This window comes from Pedobacter humicola, assembly GCF_056490705.1.
Map to the genome: position 1 here is coordinate 267,708 of NZ_JBWJIG010000001.1, position 19,749 is coordinate 287,456.

The following is a 19,749-nucleotide window of genomic DNA, read 5'->3' on the forward strand; positions in this document are numbered from 1 at the left end:
TTTGGTTAGCGCTGCGCCATTATGATTCATAAATCGTTGCACAACAGGGCTAAAGTTAAATAGTTTAATGATAATATCCTATATTAATTTGATAAAAACCATTAGAAAATAGTGTTTTTGATTGTTGAGTTTTGTATAGAGCCCTAATGGCCTAACCAAAATACAAATGGAACAAATTATTTTTATATAAATTATTTGTTCATTAATAAATTATGAGACAGGGTAGACAACGAGAAATTCTATTGGTTTCCAGTGGCGATTTACGGCTTTCAGCAAATCAAAATTGTTGGGCAGCACAGATCGAAATGGAACGAAAATTAACTTTAGCCATCGAGCAATTGGGATGGACGGTTGAACGTGCCCATGCTTATCATCCAACAAAAAAACACGGCTTTATCGATTCGCAAAGAATGGGCATGGATATCTTTAGAAATATAGATCCCGATCAACCCTTAATTGTTGCAGAAAGTGTTTGGCAGTACTCACATCATGTATTGGCAGGACTTTTCACGCATCGTGGACCAATATTAACGGTTGCTAATTGGAGTGGCCAATGGCCGGGTTTGGTAGGCATGTTAAATCTGAACGGCTGTTTAACCAAAGCCTCAATAGAATACAGTACATTATGGAGTGAAAACTTTACCGATGATTTTTTTAAGGATGGCTTGCAGGAATGGTTATCAACGGGCAAGATCAGTTACGACCAAAGTCATGTGAAAAGTTTTGCATTGAATAAAATCCCCCAGAGTGATGATAAGATCGGAAGAACTTTTGCCAAAAGTTTAAAAGAGCGAAAAGTGATCATGGGCGTATTTGATGAAGGTTGCATGGGTATGTACAATGCTATCATTCCTGATGAACTGCTGCATAAAACAGGATTCTTTAAAGAACGTTTGAGTCAATCTGCATTATATGCGGCCATGCTACAGGTTACTGCCGATGAAGCAGCAGCCGTGTTGGATTGGCTTTTAGAAAAAGGAATGACTTTTAATTGGGGAAATGAAGAGGAGACACAATTAACAAAAAATCAAAGCCTCGAACAGTGTAAAATGTATATTGCCGCTTTGAGGATTGCGGATGATTTTAGCTGTGATACCATTGGGATCCAATATCAACAGGGATTAAGAGATTTAACTGTAGCCAGCGATTTGGTTGAAGGTTTATTGAACAATGAAGACCGTCCACCAGTATTTTCGGTTGATGGTAGGGAACTCTATCCCAAGCGGGCCTTACCTCATTTTAACGAGGTGGATGAATGTGCAGGATTGGATGCTTTGGTTACTTACCACCTTTGGAAAGAATTGGGTATGACTGGAGAAAACACACTCCACGATATCCGTTGGGGTGAACATTATAAAAATGATGAAATAGATGGCTTTGTTTGGCTGTTTTTAATCTCAGGGGCAGCACCGCCTGCACATTTCATTAATGGTTATGCCGGAGCAAGCAGCGACAGGCAACCCGCAATGTATTTTCGCTTGGGCGGTGGATCGTTAAAAGGCATCAGTAAGCCAGGTTTTATCGTGTGGAGCCGGGTATATATTATGGATAATGAAATACATTGCGATTTAGGTGTTGGCGAAGTAGTAGCTTTGCCAGATGCGGAGACCAAAAGACGCTGGGAGGGTACAACGCCCGAATGGCCGATTATGCATGCCATTTTAAAGGGTGTAAGTCGCGACCAGATGATGGCCAGACACAAAGCCAACCATATTCAGGTGGTTTATACCAATTATGAGGCTGGGGCACACGAAGCTTGCCGCATTAAAGCTGCTGCAATGGATGAACTTGGTTTAAAAGTACATTTCTGCGGGGAGGTAAACTTAAATAAAAAAAGAAATTCAATTTAAAATATCAAAACATGAAATCATCAATTTTAGCCTTATTGTTAACGTGCTCGAGTATTATGGCAATTTTTGCCCAGAATAATGCAGCTACCGATAAGGAAGCTTACACCAAAATGATTACCGAACGCTCAGCTAAGATTGTGGGTAACCTTGGCATCACCGACCCGAAAAAAACTGAAAAGATAACCGTTATTATAAGAGATCAGTATAGTGAGTTAAACGACATTTATGCGGCACGCGATGTAAGGATTAAAGAGATCAAGGAGAAAAATAAAGACAATAAAGTGGAACGCGATTCGGCCCTGGCCAAAGATGGCAGAATGGTTGACGCGGCTTTAGCCAAACAGCACAGGAAGTATATCAGCAAACTTTCTTCACAGCTTACTGCCGAGCAGGTTGAAGGGGTGAAAAATGGTATGACCTATAACGTATTGCCAATTACCTACAAGGCCTATCAGGAAGAAATTTTAACATTAACCGAGGATCAGAAAAAGCAGATCTTAATCTGGTTGACCGAAGCCCGGGAACATGCGATGGATGCGGAATCGTCAGATAAAAAGCATGCCTGGTTTGGTAAGTATAAAGGCCGTATTAACAATTACTTATCGGCTGCAGGATATGATTTAAAGAAAGAAGGAGCGGAGTGGGAGAAGCGGAGAAAAGTAAAAACTGATGTTTTAGATAGACACTGATGTTATCTTTTGTAGAAAAAATCCATAAAAAATTATTTTATTTTTTTTTATTTAAGAATATTGTATTTATATATGAATTATTTATATCTTGTATCATCAATTAAAATATAAATTATAGAATAGCATAATGATTGTTTTAGCTGATAATATTATATAATAAATAGCTATATTTTAATTACAAACTGTAGTATTAACTGTAATTTTGAATTATAATATACTTTCTAACCAAAAAAAACTCAAACTCGAAATATAAAAAATGAGCCAAATTACATTCTGTTTTCTTTTGTTTCCATTTTAATAAGCGTTGTTTCGACGTTTTTATTTAATTAAAAGAAGGAATAACATGAAACGAAGGGCTCAAACCCCGTCAAAACCAAATTAAAAACTAACCAAATAATAAGATGAACTTAAAATTTTTACGCAAAATTTCTTTGCCCTTGCTATTCATGCTACTGGCAAGTACAATCCTCTTTGCTCAGGACCGAAAGGTTACAGGCAAAGTTGTTGATCAGGCCGATGGGAGCGGTATCCCCGGCGTGAATGTAAGTATCAAAGGCGTGCCTAGTAACGTAAGCACGAATGGTGATGGTGCCTTCACCATTCAGGTAAAATCTGATGCAGATGTACTTGTCTTCTCATTTATAGGCTATGTAAGACAACAAGTGACAGTGGGTAAGCAGGGAAACATTACTGTTAAATTGGTATCTGAAAATAAAAACCTTGAAGATGTGGTAGTTGTGGGCTATGGCACACAGAAAAGGAGTCATTTAACAGGTGCTGTTGTTGATATAAAAGCAACAGCGGTTGAAGATTTACCTGCCAGTAACATCGGTGCTTCACTAGCAGGAAAAATATTGGGAGTTGGTGTAAGTGGAGGGATTTCAAGACCAGGTTCTACAGCAAAGCTAACCATTAGAAATCCGAATACAATATTCTCCAAAGATGGTGGTTCTACAGACCCTTTATATGTTATTGATGATGTAATCCAGATTAACCCGTCAAACGGCCAACCAGATGCTACGCTTTTCAATAATTTAGACCCGTCTGAAATAGAGAGTTTGTCTTTCCTAAAAGATGCATCGGCTGCAATTTATGGTACCAGGGCTGGTAACGGAGTAGTGCTAGTGAAAACCAAGCGTGGTAAAATCGGACCTCCCCGTATTAGCTATAGTGGTTCTTATGCCTTTAATGATGAAGCTTACAGAACCAAAATGCTGAGTGCTTATCAGTTTGGAATGTATTATAATATTATGAACGGGCCAAATGGTGCTAATGTGAATCCAACAGGTGCATCTGCTGCTGACAGCTTTTTTAGTCAGGATGAATTAGAGCATTTTAAAAACATCGATTATGATTGGTTAGAGGATGCATGGAAATCGGCCTATAATATGAAACATACGTTAAGTGTTTCTGGGGGCTCAGATCGTGCAACTTATTTTGGCGATGTGGCTTATTACAAACAGGACGGAAACCTTTCCAGTCTTGATTTTAAAAGATGGAATTTTAGATCAGGTGCCGATATTAAAGTGGCAACCAATCTGAAAGTGGGCTTACAGGTTTCAGGAAACAACAGTGAACTCATTAAAACCTTTAATAAAATCGGTAGTGAATTAGACGACAATGATTATCGTAACCTTATCCTTGCACCACGTTATGTTCCGATATACATTAATGGATACCCGGTTAAACTACCAGGAACCACAAATGATTTTTCGACATATCATTTTTATGAAATCGAAAAATTGGGAAATCTTGCCAATACCAAAAACACCAACTTTACGGTAAATTTAAATGCACAATATGATATTCCCTTTGTTAAAGGCTTAAGTGCAAGGGCCGCATATTCCAGAAATATGGGCAGCAGTGCCGGATCGCAGATCGGTACAAAATATAATGTGTATACTTTTAAAAAATTAGGCACAAACGAGCATATTTATGATGGTGCAACATTACCAACTGCCCTTGTTGCTTCTAATGGTAACCGTTTATACTATTCTAATACTACACAAAGCTCTACACAATCCAACTTTATACTCACCTATAACAGGTCTTTCGGAAAACATACTATTGGTGCATTAGCTACAGTAGAGCGATCAGAACAGGCTTATGATAACGAAACTGTATTAAAGGCAGATCCGATCCAACTTACAAATGGCCAGTTTAACTCGGCAACCGGCGCGATTGATGGTACGACCACAAAATCGGAAGGAGGTTCGCTATCGTATGTAGCGCGAGCCAACTATAGCTATGCCGATAAGTACCTTGCAGAATTCATGTTTAGAAGTGATGCTTCTACCAAATTTGCACCAGGTAACTATTGGGGTAATTTTTATTCAGGTTCACTGGGCTGGGTAATTTCGGAAGAAGACTTTTTTAAAGTGCCAGGTATTGATTTCTTAAAACTTAGGTATTCAATAGGTCTATTGGGTAATGACCAAACGAAAGCCTGGTTATGGAGACAACGTTATACTTTTCAGGATGGCAAAGGCGCTGTATTTGGTGGAGATGGCAATACAACAGCAGGTTATAAAATGGAAGCATCACCAAATCCTGATGCAACCTGGAGTGACGAGCTTAAGAACAATGTAGGTATTGATGCAAGATTCTTAAAAAACCGCCTCACCTTGTCACTAGACGGGTATTACAACCATGCAACAAATATTTTAACAGAGGTAACATCCAATATTCCGATCACAATTGGCGGTTCTGTAGCTTCGCAAAATTTTGCAACAGCAGATTATTTTGGTTACGAAGTGGGAATAGGATGGAACGATAAAATCGGGAAAGACTTTAGTTACGGTGTAGATTTTAGATTTGCCTGGTCTGATAATAAGGTAATCAAAGCCGATTATAATGCCAATGATGTCCTATATCCATGGAATCCGCGCAATGGAACCTCCTCCGACGTAGGTAAATGGGGTTACGATTATTTAGGCATGTTTAAAGATCAGCAAGAAATTGATGCTTATGTAAGTCAGTACAAGATTACTGCAGTTAGTCCCGGAAATGCAGGAAGTGCAACCACTGTTTTGGCAAAGGATTTAAAACCGGGAATGCTGTATTATAGAGATGTTAGAGGCCCTTTACAGCCTGATGGATCTTTTGCTGGTCCGGATGGGATCATCGATTTTAACGATCAGGTACAATTATCAAAAAAAGCAACCAACCATTATGGCTACGGAACAACATTAAAAGCAAATTATAAAGGAATAGGCATAGAGGCTGTAATCTCGGGATCCTTCGGTGGTTGGTCGGAAATCGACGCACGTAAAAAAATGAACAATTCCATTTCACGTACATTTGCCAGTGTGCCGGAAATCTGGGGTGATATTTATGATCCTATTCTCAATCCGACAGGTACTATGCCAAATCCAAACTGGGAAGCAACAAGCTTGAGTCCAACATCAAACTTTTGGAAAGTATCTTCTTTTAGGATGCGCCTGGCAAGTGTACAATTGAACTACTCGCTACCTAAAAATTTATTGGAGAAAGTTAAGTTGAGTAATGTACGTGTTTTTGCAACCGCATTAAATCCGTATAATTTTTACAACCCATATTCATATAGAGATAGCGATACAGCGTACGATGTTTTTCCTAATCTGAAAACATTTTCTTTTGGATTAAACGTAACGTTTTAATAATTAAAAATTTAAGACTATTAAATTTTAAAGACATGAAAAAGATTAATATAATATATGTTTTGGTTTCGCTGGTTATGTTAACTGCAAGCTGTAAAGACAGTTTTCTGGAAGAGAAAAAAGATTATGCGGGTTTTAACGAACAGGTTTTTCAGGAGGCTTCATTGGCCCAGGGCTATGTAGATTATGTGTATGGTATGTTCTTACCTGCAAATAACGGCACCCCAAATGTTCAGGTGCAAAGTGCTACCGAAAATGCTGTGTATAGTTCTGCCTTTACGCAAACAACCGATGAACTGGCGGGTGAAACGGATTGGAATAAAGAATGGGCACAGATTTCTTACGTAAATACCAATGCCCTGAAATATTTCGGACAACGCCTTCCTAGTAGTGTAGCCAATAATACCTGGACACGCATGAAAGAGATTAATCTTTTTCTTCAGGAGATCGATAAACATGGTTTAACAACAGATGTTACCAATAAATTTAAAGGACAGATGTATTTTTGGAGAGCCTGGCAATATTTCGAACTGGTTAAACTGTATGGTGGAGTACCGTTGGTTTTAGTGCCACAAGATCCAATCATTACTTCTGGAAGTTCAAGTGAAATACAAAGAAGCCCAACATCTGTTTGTATCGAACAGATCGTGAAGGATTTGGATTTAGCGGTGTCCTTATTGCCAGGAAAATGGACAGGTGCAGATAATGGCAGAATTACCTCAGGAGCGGCAGCAGCATTAAAAGGCAGGGTTTTGTTGACATGGGCAAGCCCGCTTTTTAACCGTAGCGATGATAGAGCACGCTGGGAGCGTGCTTACCAGGCAAATTTGGCTGCTAAAACCTTACTTGAAGCTAACGGTTTTAATTTGTATAAAACAGGTGGAACAGCAAATGGAGTAGCCTGGGGCAATATGTTTATCACCGATAATAGCAGCGAATCTGTTTTCTCATTCGGTTTTAATGCGTTAACAACTGGTAATCCTCAGAAAAATAATGGTTGGGAACAAGCTACCCGATCAAGAGAAATCAATGGAGCCGGATCGATATCGCCAACCAAACAGATTGTTGATGCCTTTCCGATGAGGGATGGTAAACCGATCAATGCATCATCTGCTAACTATCCATATTCGGAAGCTAAGTTTTACAAAAACAGAGACCCAAGATTTTATAAAACTTTTGTTTACAATGGCGCCATTTGGCCGTATTCTGGAGCAACTAATTACAAACAATGGACTTATGTTTGGAAAAAAACGGCTACAGCTGGCTATAATGGTACGACAGAAACAAAAGGAGCTAATGGTAGCGGGATATACTTATGTAAAGCAAACAATCCAAATGCCAATAATTCAATTGGCAACTTTAGCAATAGCCCAACCGATTATATGGAAATACGATTTGCAGAGGTTGTGCTTAACCTTGCCGAATCGGCCATCGGTGCAGACAAACCAAGCGAAGGCTTTGAAGGTATTAAGTCAATAAGAGATAGGGCAGGGATTTTAGCAGGTACAGACGGATCTTACGGTTTGGGCACCGGCTTAAGTCGAGACCAATTATTTGCCGCCGTTTTAAATGAAAGAAAAATTGAATTCGCTTACGAAAGTAAACGTTTTTGGGACCTGAGAAGATGGATGCTTTTCGAATCCGGTCCAACAACAGCGAGATTAGGTTTCGCACCTTTAAATGGTACACGTAGAACGGGTTTTTATATTGGTGTTAAAACGATCGATGGCGCTGATTACGTTGGTACAAATGATCCGCTATTGAAACCAGCGTCAGGAGCAGCTCCACTAATCGATAGAGATCCTGCGACTTATCCTGACGGAATTACCTCCTACGATCAGTATGTTGATTATCTTTATGATAACTACTTTAAGGTAAGTGTAAGGGATGATCTGGATAAGACCAGTCCGGCAAACTGGAAATTTACCTGGTATCCTCAATATTATTTTTTCGGGATTAATCAAACGGTATTATCGGCAAGTCCATATCTGCAACAAACAACCGGTTGGGATAGTATGAATGGAGCAGGCACTTTTGACCCATTAAAATAGTGAGCTAAGATATTTGGGGCGGTTTGCTCATCGCCCCGGTTTTTTATATTTGGTTTGAAAAAGGAAACATGAATTTGTTTCCTTTTTTTTTATTCAAGAATGTTACATTTATATATGAATATTATTTCTATCTTGTAACATGGCTGAGAGAATGAATTTGATTTGTTACAGGTATTTTTACCAAATGATAAGATGATACAATAGCTAGCCAAAATTATACAGTAAACAGGCGCTTTTTGCGTGCAAATTTGAAAGATAATATACTTTCTAACCAAAATTATTTACAAGGATAGACAAAGAAATGAGCCACGATTTTCGATAACAGCGATTAGTTTTTTTCTGCTAATCAAAATATTTTCGTAATTTTTCTTTCTTCCCAACGAGCAAACACAAAATGAAAAAGAACCTTTTAAATCTGTTGTGCACAACAGCATTAATCCTCTCGGCGAATTATACATTTGCACAATACCCGAATATCCCGGCTGATATAAAAAAATCATCTGATTCGATGATGAAAGAAGCCTATCACCAATCGGATATCGCCTGGGAAAAAGCAAAGCCCATCATCGCAAAAGAAGCGGGTGAGGGCAAACCCTACATTCCCTGGGCGGGCAGACCGAACGATTTGCCGCAATCTAAATTATTAGCGTTTCCTGGAGCAGAAGGCGGTGGCGCTTATAGCTTTGGTGGTCATGGCGGCAGGGTTATTGTCGTAAAAAACTTAAATGATAGTGGCCCGGGTTCATTACGCGACGCTTGTGAGCAAGGTGGTGCAAGGATTGTCGTTTTTAACGTTGCCGGAATCATCAGGTTAAAAACGCCTTTGATGATCCGGGCTCCATATATTACTATTGCTGGTCAGACTGCACCTGGCGATGGCATTTGCGTAGCTGGCGAGTCGGTTTGGTTAAATACCCATGATGTAATCGTGCGTTTCATGCGTTTCAGAAGAGGTGAAACTTTTGTGGGGCGCAGGGATGATGCCATTGGTGGAAATCCGGTTGGGAATATCATGATCGATCACGTTTCGGCGAGCTGGGGATTAGATGAAAACATGTCGATGTACCGCCACATGTATAACGACAGTACTGGCAAAACAGAAGAAAAATTAGGGACAGTTAACATTACCATACAGAATTCAATTTTCTCTGAAGCATTAGATTATTGGAACCATGCTTTCGGAAGTACTTTAGGCGGTGAAAATTGTGCCTTTGTGCGTAACCTTTGGGCAGATAATGGTGCCCGTAATCCATCAATTGGTTGGAACGGCATTTTTAATTTCGCTAATAATGTCGTGTTTAACTGGAACAACCGCTCTACAGATGGCGGCGATTATACCGCACAATACAACATTATCAACAACTTTTACAAACCTGGTCCGGTTACTGAATTAAAAGACCCGATCAGTTATCGCATTTTAAAGCCAGAATCAGGTCGTAGCAAATTGCCATATGTCGTTTTTGGCAGAGCTTATGTGAATGGAAACATTATTGATGGTAATGAAAAAGTAACCAAAAATAACTGGGACGGTGGCGTACAGGTGGAAGATAAAAAAGGAAATTTAATGTCATTCGAAGCGGCAAGCAAATATTTTGCGGCCATGAAGGCCAAGGATCCATTTCCGATGCCAAAAATCAGCATCATCCCAACCTTACAGGCCAAAGATTATGTATTGGCAAATGCTGGTGCAACCTTACCGAAAAGAGATCCTGTTGATACGCGTATCGTTAAACAGGTAACCACTGGAAAAATCGAGGTACATCCTGATGCCAAACCCTCTGCTTTTCAGTTCGAACACCGCCGTTTAGCTAAAGATTCGTACAAACAAGGCATCATTACTGAGATTTCTCAGGTAGGTGGTTACCCGGATTATAAAGGAACACCTTACAAAGACAGTGATGATGATGGTATGCCCGATGCTTACGAACTCAAAAATGGCCTCAATCCAAAAGATGCTTCTGATGCTTCAAAGATTACTAAAAGTGGTTATGCAAACATCGAGGTGTATTTAAATAGTGTTGTTCCGGTTTCAATCGTAAAACCTAACTAATATGCGTACCTGGAACTCAATTTTTAGCCTAATCGCTTTATGCGGTATTGGAAATGTGGCTTTTGCCCAATATCCGGTTATTCCCGAGGCGATGGAAAAGAAAGCCGATTCACTTTTAAAAAGCATCGAAGAAAAATCGGAGCTGCAATTTTTAAAGGTAAAACATATTGTTGATGAAGAAGCGAAACATGGTAAACCTTACATTCCATGGGCGGCTAAACCGAGTGATTTGCCACAAGCTAAAACAGTTGCCTTTCCGGGTGCTGAAGGCGGTGGTGCTTATTCTTTTGGCGGTCGGGGTGGAAAGGTTTATGTAATAACCAGTCTGGAAGATTCTGGTCGCGGAACTTTACGTGAAGCTTGTGAGCAAGGTGGAGCGAGAATTATTGTTTTCAATGTTTCGGGTATCATCAAACTAAAAACACCATTGATTATCCGTGCTCCGTATATTACGATAGCTGGTCAAAGTGCTCCTGGTGATGGGATATGTATAGCCGGAGAGTCGGTTTGGATCAATACCCACGATGTGGTGATCCGTTATATGCGCTTCCGCCGCGGACAAACAGATGTTACCCGCAGGGATGATGCTATTGGTGGAAATCCTGTAGGAAATATCATTATCGACCATGTTTCGGCAAGCTGGGGTCTGGATGAAAACATGTCGATTTATCGCCATGTTTACGACCCCAAAGATGGTTCTAAACCTGTAAAACTCCCAACAGTAAATGTGACCATCCAAAATTCGATCTTTTCTGAAGCCTTAGATACCTATAACCATGCATTTGGAAGTACCATTGGTGGCTTAAATTCAACCTTCATGCGTAACCTTTGGGCATCGAACATCAGCCGCAATCCATCCGTAGGCATGTATGGCGATTTTGGTTTTGCCAATAACGTGATTTTCAACTGGTGGAACCGCAGTGCAGATGGTGGCGATAATGCCTCATTTTATAGTTTCATTAACAACTATTACAAACCCGGGCCAATTACACCTGCTGGCGAACCGATATCTTATCGTATCTTAAAACCTGAATCAGGTAGAGACAAAAAATTCGCGAACGAATTTGGGAAAGCTTACGTAACCGGAAATATTATCGAAGGCAATGAAAAAGTAACCAAAAACAACTGGGACGGTGGCGTTCAGCCAGAAAGTAAAAGAGATAAACAAAAACTCTTAGATTCGATGAAAGTGGACAAACCTTTGCCAATGGCTAAAATTTCCATTATGGATACCAAAAAAGCTTATGATTATGTCCTGGCCAATGCAGGTGCATCTTTACCGGTACGCGACGCGGTGGATCAACGGATTATCAAACAGGTAACTACGGGTAAAATCGAGCATATTGAAGATGGTAAATTGCCAGCCAAACAGAGTTATGTAAAACGCCGTTTACCTGCCGATTCATATAAACAGGGAATAATTTCCGATATCGCTCAAGTAGGCGGTTATCCGGAATATAAGGGGAAACCTTATGTAGATACTGATCACGATGGGATCCCGGATGCCTGGGAAGCCAAAAACAGGCTTAACCCTAAGGATGCCAAAGATGCTACTAAGCTATCGAAATCTGGTTATGCCAATATCGAAGTGTATTTGAACAGTTTGGTAGATATCAATAAAGTGAGGCCTGCGAAAGATTAAAGAAAAAAGACTAAAGCTGAAATACTGAGTATCTTCTATCCAAAATCGTCATGCTGAATTTATTTCAGCATCTTTCATGCCATAAAGACCCTGAAATGAATTCAGGGTGACGACCGTTCATAGATTGTTGACAAAGAAAATAACATTAATGCCAAAAACTAACCACATATTAAAAGCCATGCGACTGAAAATTATACCGATTTCGGTAATGGCACTTTTAGTGACTAACTTTTCTTTTGCCCAAAAAACAAAGCCAGTTGAGCCACCAAAACCAATATTTAAAGGGAAGGATGGCAAAATGGCTTATACACCAGATGCAGATGGAAACCGCATTCCTGATTTTTCGTATGCAGGTTATATGGCAGGAGAAAGAGCTATTCCAAATGCGACAGTAAAAGTAATTGTTCCTGTTTCAAAGGGTGATGCCACCTTACGCATTCAATCTGCTATTAATTATGTAGCTAAACTACCCATTGGAAAAGATGGTTTACGTGGTGCGGTTTTATTGGAAAAGGGGACTTATGAAGTCGCCGGAACATTAAGGTTATCAGCTTCTGGTATTGTACTTCGTGGAAGTGGCATGGGCGAAAATGGCACGAAAATTTTTGCAACAGGTTTAGATCGTATCGGGGTAATCAGAATTTTAGGTAAAAAGAACAGGGAAGAAGAACAGGCAATAGCGGTTACGGATAATTATGTGCCTGTTAATGCGGATAAAATTACCCTATCGAATACCAGTGGGTTTAAGGTTGGTGACCAGATTTTAATCCATCGGCCTTCAACTAAAGAATGGATCGAAACCCTGAAAACTGTAGAATTTGGTGGTGGAGAAAGTGCTTTGGGTTGGAAACCAGGTACAAGAGATGTTCATTGGGACAGAAGAATCACTGCAATCAATGGAAATACGATCTCTTTTAATGCGCCAATTACAACTGCTTTAGATGCTAAATTTGGTGGTGCAACCGTTTCAAAATACAAATGGGATGGAAGAATTGCTCAATCAGGCGTTGAAAACTTAAAAATAGAATCCGATTACCATAAAGAAAATAATAAAGACGAATACCACCGCTGGACAGCCATCTGTTTGGAGAATGTACAAGATGCGTGGGTCCGTCAGGTGGTTTTTGAACATTTCGCAGGTTCTGCCGTTAATATACTCGAAACCGCAAAAAGAATTACCGTCGAAGATTGCAAATCGCTTGCACCTGTTTCTGAAATTGGTGGGGAGCGTCGATTTACCTTTTTAACTACTGGACAGCAAACGCTTTTCCAAAGGTTATATTCTGAATATGGCTACCACGATTTCGCCGTTGGCTTTTGTGCACCCGGACCAAATGTATTTTTACAATGTCAATCTTATTTGCCTTTTAGTTTTAGTGGTGCGATTGATAGCTGGGCATCAGGTGTGCTTTTTGATATTGTAAATGTTGATGGACAAGCATTAAGCTATTTAAACCGCGGTCAGGATGGACAAGGTGCAGGCTGGAGTGCTGCAAATAGTGTATTTTGGCAGTGTAGTGCAGCCAGGGTTGATAATTTTCAGCCGCCAACTGCGCAAAACTGGGCTTTCGGAACCTGGTCGCAATTTGCCGGAAATGGCTATTGGGATATGTCAAACGAACAGATTCAGCCCCGCAGTTTATATTACGCACAGTTAAAGGATCGGATAGGTAATGAAGCTGAAACCAGAAATTTCGTTCTTCCGGTAGAAACCGAAGCGTCAAGCAGCCCACCAGTTGATGTGGCTCAGAAATTAACAAAATTGGCATACAAGCCTGCATTAACCGTTTCAGAATATATTGATGCGGCTTCAGATAGAAATAAAATCCCTACAGATGCCAATCAGGCAAAAAGCATTGATAAAATCGGTTTAGATAAAGAGAGCCAACCTGCAGTTGCCGGCATTATGGGTGTCAAAAATGGTTGGTTGGTTCGGGGCAGTGAAATCGTGCTCGGTGATCGTCAGGATGTACCTTGGTGGAGCGGCAGCGCCCGTCCGTTTGCATTAAAGAACACTAAATTTCATATCACCCGATTTGTTCCAGGCCGTTCGGGAAATGGCCTTACCGACGATTTAGATTCGATTACAGATGCGATGAAAAATGGTCAAGTTAAGGTGCTTGATCACAATTATGGTTTGTGGTACGACAGGAGAAGAGATGATCATGAACGCATCCGCAGAATGGATGGCGAGGTTTGGGCGCCTTTTTACGAACTGCCATTTGCCCGTAGCGGACAGGATAAAGCCTGGGATGGCCTGAGCAAATACGATATTACCAAATATAACCTTTGGTACTGGGACAGGCTAAAACAGTTTGCGGATTTAGCTGATCAAAAAGGCCTGGTTTTAATCCACGAGAATTATTTTCAGCACAATATTATTGAGGCTGGAGCGCATTATGCCGATTTTCCATGGCGTACCGCCAACAATATCAACAACACGGGTTTCCCGGAACCTGTGCCATATGCTGGCGACAAACGCATCTTTATGGCCGAGCAGTTTTACGATATCAGCAATGAACACCGCAGGGCCATCCATAAAGCGTATATCAGAAAATGTCTGGAGAATTTCAAAGGTAACACCGGAGTAATCCAGTTGATCGGCGCGGAATTTACAGGTCCGTTACACTTTGTACAATTCTGGGTCGATACCATTAAAGAATGGGAGAAAGAAACCGGTAAACATCCAATCATTGGTTTAAGTGTAACCAAAGATGTTCAGGATGCCATTTTAGCTGATCCAAGTCGTGCCAACGTTGTAGATCTGATCGATATCAGGTATTGGCATTACCAGGCCGATGGAACCGCTTATGCCCCACAGGGAGGTTTAAGTTTAGCACCACGTCAGCATGCACGTTTGTTGAAACCTAAAAAAACTTCTTTCGAAGAAGTATACCATGCCGTTGCGGAATACAAAAACAAATTTCCTGAAAAGGCCGTGATCTATTCAGGCGATAGTTTTGATAGTTTCGGATGGGCTATTTTAATGGCTGGAGGATCGCTTTCTAATGTTGATGGAATGGAGCCTTCGGTACTAACAGCTTCTTCTTCAATGAAACCATTCCTTCCTGCCGGAAAAACGGCAAAACAATACGGTTTGGAGAATCAAGGCAAGGCTTACATCTTATATAATGCTTCATCAGCTGCTATAAACCTTGATTTAAGTAAATCAGCAGGGAAATTTATTATTAAAGTATTGAACACCAAAACTGGTAAAGCAATTAAAGAAGAAAAAATAAATGGTGGCGTTATTGCCAAGCTGGATAAAGTGGGATCGGGAGACGAGGTCATCATCATCAATAAAATTTAAATATGAACGCTAAATCTAAAATATTTCTATTTGTTGTGCTTTCTTGTTTGGCTTTTGGCTGTAAAAAAAGGCCACATTTTGGAGATAAAAGTCTCCTGGTTTCAGAAAATGGAAGATATTTGACTACTGGAGATGGCAAACCTTTCTTTTGGCTGGGCGATACGGGCTGGTTATTGTTCGGCAGATTAACTAGAGAAGAGGCGAATACCTATCTCGAAGACCGTAAGCAAAAAGGATTTAATGTCATCCAGGTGATGTTGTTACACGATGTTCCTTCGAGAAATGTCTACCTCGATTCCTCACTTGTTCATGCGGATGCTTCCAAACCAATGATTACACCGGGAAGCAATCCAAAAGATTCTTTGGCTTACGATTATTGGGACCATGTAGATTATATCATCGACAGAGCAGCCGAAAAAGGCCTCTACATGGCTTTAGTTCCGGTTTGGGGCACCAATGTTAAAGCTAAGAAAGTAAATAAACAGCAGGCAAAAACATATGCTGAGTTTCTGGCAAAACGTTATAAAGAAAAATGGAATGTCATCTGGTTAAATGGTGGCGATATCAAGGGCAGCGAGGGTGCAGCCGTTTGGAACACCATTGGTGAAACCTTAAGGGCAAACGATCCCAATCATTTAATTACATTCCACCCAAGGGGAAGAACAGCTTCTTCGCAATGGTTTCAAAATGCAAAATGGTGTGATTTTGATATGGTCCAGTCAGGTCACCGCCGTTACGATCAGGACACTTCTAAAAATGAGCAATTACATTATGGAGAGGATAACTGGAAATACATCGAGGCCGATTATAAACTGAAACCAACCAAGCCAACCATAGATGGAGAACCTTCCTATGAAGATATTCCCCAAGGTTTGCACGATACCACACAACCCCGTTGGACAGATAGCGATGTGAGAAGATATGGCTATTGGTCGGTTTTTGCGGGAGCATTTGGCTACACCTACGGCCATAATTCAGTGATGCAGATGTATAAAAAAACAGATTTAAAGCCGGCTTATGGTCCTCGAGACCAGTGGATAACGGCTTTAAATGCGCCCGGTGCCAGGCAAATGCAATACCTCAGGGATTTAATGCTTTCTCATTCTTATTTCGACCGGGTACCTGATCAAACATTAGTTGCTGGTCAAATCGGAGAAAAATACGAGCGTATCCTGGCCACAAGAGGTGAAGAATTTGCATTGCTTTATGCCTATACAGGCAGAAATTTCAGCGTACAAATGGGTAAAATAGATGGTGATGAGGTAAAAGCGTCCTGGTTTGATCCGAGAACAGGGAAAATTACGCCGATTGGTGAATTTGAAAATAAAGGAGTTAAAGAATTTAATCCACCTGGTGAGCCTGTAAATGGTAACGATTGGGTATTAGTATTGGAAGAGGTATAGTAGAAGCGATGAGCGAAAGGCGCATGGCGTTAAGCCTGCACAAAAATCGTCATTTCGACTAGAGTGCAACGGATTGGAGAAATCTATCGCAAGAGTTAAAAAGATGTCATTCTGAGCATAGTCGAAAGACAATCTTTCTAGCAAATTATATAATAGGTCTTCGACTACGCTCAGACCCACAATTACTACAGAAGAATAATTAAAGAAAATAGTGTTTAGAACAAAGTCCATATCATCATTTCGCTTAGCCATTATTGGCCTGTTGTTGTGCGGATTAATTTCTTGCTCAAAGCAAGCTTATCTGTTTACCTCATTCCACGAACCAGCGAATGAAGGTTTAAGGCTTTTATACAGCTATGATGCTTACCACTGGACGGATATGAATAAAACTTTCCTGAAACCAGCCGTTGGCACACTAAAAGTGTTGCGCGACCCATCTATTGTTCAAGGCCCGGATGGAACCTTTCATTTGGTATGGACTTGCAGCTGGAAAGGCGATAAGGGTTTCGGTTATGCCAGTTCCAAAGATCTGATCAACTGGAGCGAACAAAAGTTTCTACCTGTGATGGAAAGCGAAGCCAAGACAGTAAACGTTTGGGCACCTGAAATTTTCTATGATAATAAAAAAAATGAATATGTAATTATCTGGGCTTCAACTATTCCATTCCGGTTTACTAAAGGAGTAGAAGAAGAAGAAAATAATCACCGGATGTACAGCATAACCACAAAAGACTTTGTGACTTTCTCGAAATCAAAATTGTTTTTAGATCCAGGTTTCAGCGTGATTGATGCGGTGATTGTGAAACGGGCAAGCAAAGATTATGCATTGGTTTTGAAAGATAATACCCGTCCGAACAGGAACTTAAAGGTAGCTTTTGCTAAAGATGCTTTAGGCCCTTATGAAAATGTTTCAGTGCCTTTTAGTCCTAAATTAACAGAAGGGCCAACGGTTGTAAAGGTAGGAAAGGATTGGTTGATTTATTTTGATGCTTACGGACAAAAGACTTATTCGGCCTATAAAACAGATGATTTTAAAACATTTAAAGATGTCACTCCCGAAGTTTCAATCCCTGAAGGGCATAAACACGGAACGATTATAAAAGTGAAGAGGAAAGTAATTGAGCATTTATTAAAATAATAAATGACTCGTCATTGCGAACTGGCGCAAGGGAATGAGCGAAAGTGTGAGGCAATTGAAAGATCGGAAACTCGCAATGACGTAATGAACTAGAAAACATGAATACATTTAAAATACTTTGTTTAAACCTAACACTAGCATTTGGGCTACAAGCTTCGCAGGCGCAAGATACCGTACGTTATACGGGCAAAACCCTGGTTAATGCAGATTACCATCATGGGCAGCTTTCGCCAGTGATGGGTGTGCATAGTATCCAGACTTTCAGGGCAAACAGGGAACATCCGGAATTGGCCGAAAACTTTGGCTGGACCTACAACCATGCACCTATGCTGGCATATTGGAACAACAAATTTTATATCGAATATTTGAGTGATCAGGTTGGAGAGAGTATCCCGCCTGGACAAACCTTAATACAATCATCTAAAGATGGTTACAGCTGGACCAAACCAGAAGTTGTATTTCCAAGGTATAGAATTCCAGATGGAACTACAAAAGAGGGCAGAACCGATGTTGCGAAGGATCTGGATGCCGTAATGCATCAACGCATGGGGTTTTATGTTTCAACAAAAAACGTGTTCCTGGTTTTAGGTTTTTACGCCATCAGTTTTGATGCAAAAGACGATCCCAACGATGGTCATGGTATTGGCAGGGCGGTAAGGGAAATTCAGGCAGATGGAAAATACGGTCCGATTTATTTTATTCACTATAATCCAGGCTACTCAGAGAAAAACACTAAATATTTATTGTACACCAAAAGTAAAAGTAAAACTTTCATTGAGGCCTGTAATGAGCTGTTGGCAAATAAATTAATGACACAACAATGGAATGAAGAAGCCGATAGAAAGGATCCTTTAATCACTTTACAAAAACAATATAAAGCCTTCAGTTATTATCACTTGCCTGACGGAAGAGTAGTGGGTTTATGGAAAAATGCCTTAACCGCAATCAGCAATGATAACGGCAAAAGTTGGCCGGAAAATGCTTCCCGCGCACCCGGTTTTGTAAATAGTAATGCCAAAATATGGGGACAAAAGACTTCCGATGGGAATTATGCTACCGTCTATAATCCTTCAGAATACCGCTGGCCATTAGCCATTTCAACCAGTAAAAACGGACTTGATTACACAAACCTGCTATTGGTAAACGGAGAAATTACACCCATGCGTTATGGAGGGAATTACAAATCGTACGGCCCGCAATATGTTCGGGGGATTGAAGAAGGAAATGGAAAGCCTGCAGATGGGAAATTATGGGTTACCTACAGCATGAATAAGGAAGACATATGGGTTTCTTCAGTGCCAGTACCTGTGAATGATAAAGCCACACAGCAGGTAAATGATGATTTTGGTAAAACATCAGCTGATAAACCACTCGAAATGTGGAACATATACAGTCCGTTATGGGCGCCTGTTAAAGTTGAAAATGGTACTTTGGTTTTAAAAGACAAAGATCCTTTTGATTACGCTAAAGCCGAAAGATTATTTCCTGCAGCTAAAAAAGTGATCACCTCCTTTTCTGTTACGCCGAAACAAAATGACTTTGGCTTATTGGAAATTGAATTACAGGATGCAAAGGGAACAGCCACAGTTCGCTTAACTTTTGATACCGCAGGAACATTAAGCGCAAAGGCGGGTGCCCGTTACAAAAATTTTATGAAATACGAGGCTGGAAAAAATTATGATATTAAACTAAAACTGGATGCTTTTACCCGGTTTTATACCATCACGGTAAATGGAAAAGAGGCATTAACGAGTTTAGCCTTTCAGCCTGTTGCGGATGTTTCCAGAATTGTTTTCCGCACCGGGGATGTGCGTCGTTTTCCTGATGTAGATACACCTGCAGATCAAACTTATGATCTAAAAAATGCTGGAGAATCAGAAAAAAAGGAAGCGGTTTATTTGATAAAATATTTAAAAACGGAGGGATTTTAGGATGGTTGAATTTTTAAAATATACCGTCGTTACAAGCTTTCGATTTT

Annotated in this window: 10 protein-coding genes; all 10 read left to right on the plus strand. The window is 40.3% G+C overall.

The annotated features are described in order from the left end of the window. The first annotated feature begins 212 nt into the window (after nt 1-212). The 10 genes from AC04Q1_RS01100 (at nt 213) to AC04Q1_RS01145 (ending at nt 19,702) form a co-directional block, all read left to right on the plus strand. Nucleotides 213-1,850: a fucose isomerase gene (locus AC04Q1_RS01100; RefSeq protein ID WP_478361005.1), complete on the plus strand. Its 1,638-nt coding sequence runs from the start codon at nt 213-215 to the stop codon at nt 1,848-1,850. Between the two features lie 11 nt (nt 1,851-1,861). Beyond that, on the plus strand, nt 1,862-2,539 hold the full coding sequence (locus AC04Q1_RS01105) for a DUF3826 domain-containing protein (RefSeq protein WP_478361007.1): 678 nt from the start codon (nt 1,862-1,864) through the stop codon (nt 2,537-2,539). Between the two features lie 401 nt (nt 2,540-2,940). Beyond that, a complete protein-coding gene (locus AC04Q1_RS01110; RefSeq protein WP_478361009.1) occupies nt 2,941-6,177 on the plus strand; it encodes a SusC/RagA family TonB-linked outer membrane protein in 3,237 nt (1,078 codons plus the stop codon). Between the two features lie 35 nt (nt 6,178-6,212). Continuing rightward, entirely contained in the window at nt 6,213-8,228 is a 2,016-nt protein-coding gene (locus AC04Q1_RS01115; RefSeq protein ID WP_478361011.1) for a RagB/SusD family nutrient uptake outer membrane protein, read from the plus strand. 394 nt (nt 8,229-8,622) lie between these two features. Next, the gene (locus tag AC04Q1_RS01120; RefSeq protein ID WP_478361013.1) at nt 8,623-10,278 is read left to right on the plus strand and encodes a pectate lyase family protein; all 1,656 of its coding nucleotides are present in this window, start codon (nt 8,623-8,625) and stop codon (nt 10,276-10,278) included. A gap of 1 nt (nt 10,279) precedes the next feature. Beyond that, on the plus strand, nt 10,280-11,920 hold the full coding sequence (locus tag AC04Q1_RS01125) for a pectate lyase family protein (protein WP_478361015.1): 1,641 nt from the start codon (nt 10,280-10,282) through the stop codon (nt 11,918-11,920). 178 nt (nt 11,921-12,098) lie between these two features. After that, nucleotides 12,099-15,230: a DUF6298 domain-containing protein gene (locus tag AC04Q1_RS01130; RefSeq protein WP_478361017.1), complete on the plus strand. Its 3,132-nt coding sequence runs from the start codon at nt 12,099-12,101 to the stop codon at nt 15,228-15,230. A 2-nt stretch (nt 15,231-15,232) separates the two neighbouring features. After that, entirely contained in the window at nt 15,233-16,633 is a 1,401-nt protein-coding gene (locus AC04Q1_RS01135; RefSeq protein WP_478361019.1) for a glycoside hydrolase family 140 protein, read from the plus strand. A gap of 211 nt (nt 16,634-16,844) precedes the next feature. Beyond that, entirely contained in the window at nt 16,845-17,771 is a 927-nt protein-coding gene (locus tag AC04Q1_RS01140) for a glycoside hydrolase family 43 protein (protein WP_478361021.1), read from the plus strand. Nucleotides 17,772-17,869: 98 nt separating this feature from the next. Then, nucleotides 17,870-19,702: a six-hairpin glycosidase gene (locus AC04Q1_RS01145; RefSeq protein WP_478361023.1), complete on the plus strand. Its 1,833-nt coding sequence runs from the start codon at nt 17,870-17,872 to the stop codon at nt 19,700-19,702. The last annotated feature ends 47 nt before the right edge of the window (nt 19,703-19,749 follow it).

Bases quoted from the DNA above. Each gene is read 5' to 3' on its own strand.
- AC04Q1_RS01130 (WP_478361017.1), top strand. From the start codon at position 12,099: ATGCGACTGAAAATTATACCGATTTCGGTAATGGCACTTTTAGTGACT.
- AC04Q1_RS01115 (WP_478361011.1), top strand. From the start codon at position 6,213: ATGAAAAAGATTAATATAATATATGTTTTGGTTTCGCTGGTTATGTTA.
- AC04Q1_RS01145 (WP_478361023.1), top strand. From the start codon at position 17,870: ATGAATACATTTAAAATACTTTGTTTAAACCTAACACTAGCATTTGGG.
- AC04Q1_RS01135 (WP_478361019.1), top strand. From the start codon at position 15,233: ATGAACGCTAAATCTAAAATATTTCTATTTGTTGTGCTTTCTTGTTTG.
- AC04Q1_RS01100 (WP_478361005.1), top strand. From the start codon at position 213: ATGAGACAGGGTAGACAACGAGAAATTCTATTGGTTTCCAGTGGCGAT.
- AC04Q1_RS01110 (WP_478361009.1), top strand. From the start codon at position 2,941: ATGAACTTAAAATTTTTACGCAAAATTTCTTTGCCCTTGCTATTCATG.
- AC04Q1_RS01125 (WP_478361015.1), top strand. From the start codon at position 10,280: ATGCGTACCTGGAACTCAATTTTTAGCCTAATCGCTTTATGCGGTATT.
- AC04Q1_RS01105 (WP_478361007.1), top strand. From the start codon at position 1,862: ATGAAATCATCAATTTTAGCCTTATTGTTAACGTGCTCGAGTATTATG.
- AC04Q1_RS01120 (WP_478361013.1), top strand. From the start codon at position 8,623: ATGAAAAAGAACCTTTTAAATCTGTTGTGCACAACAGCATTAATCCTC.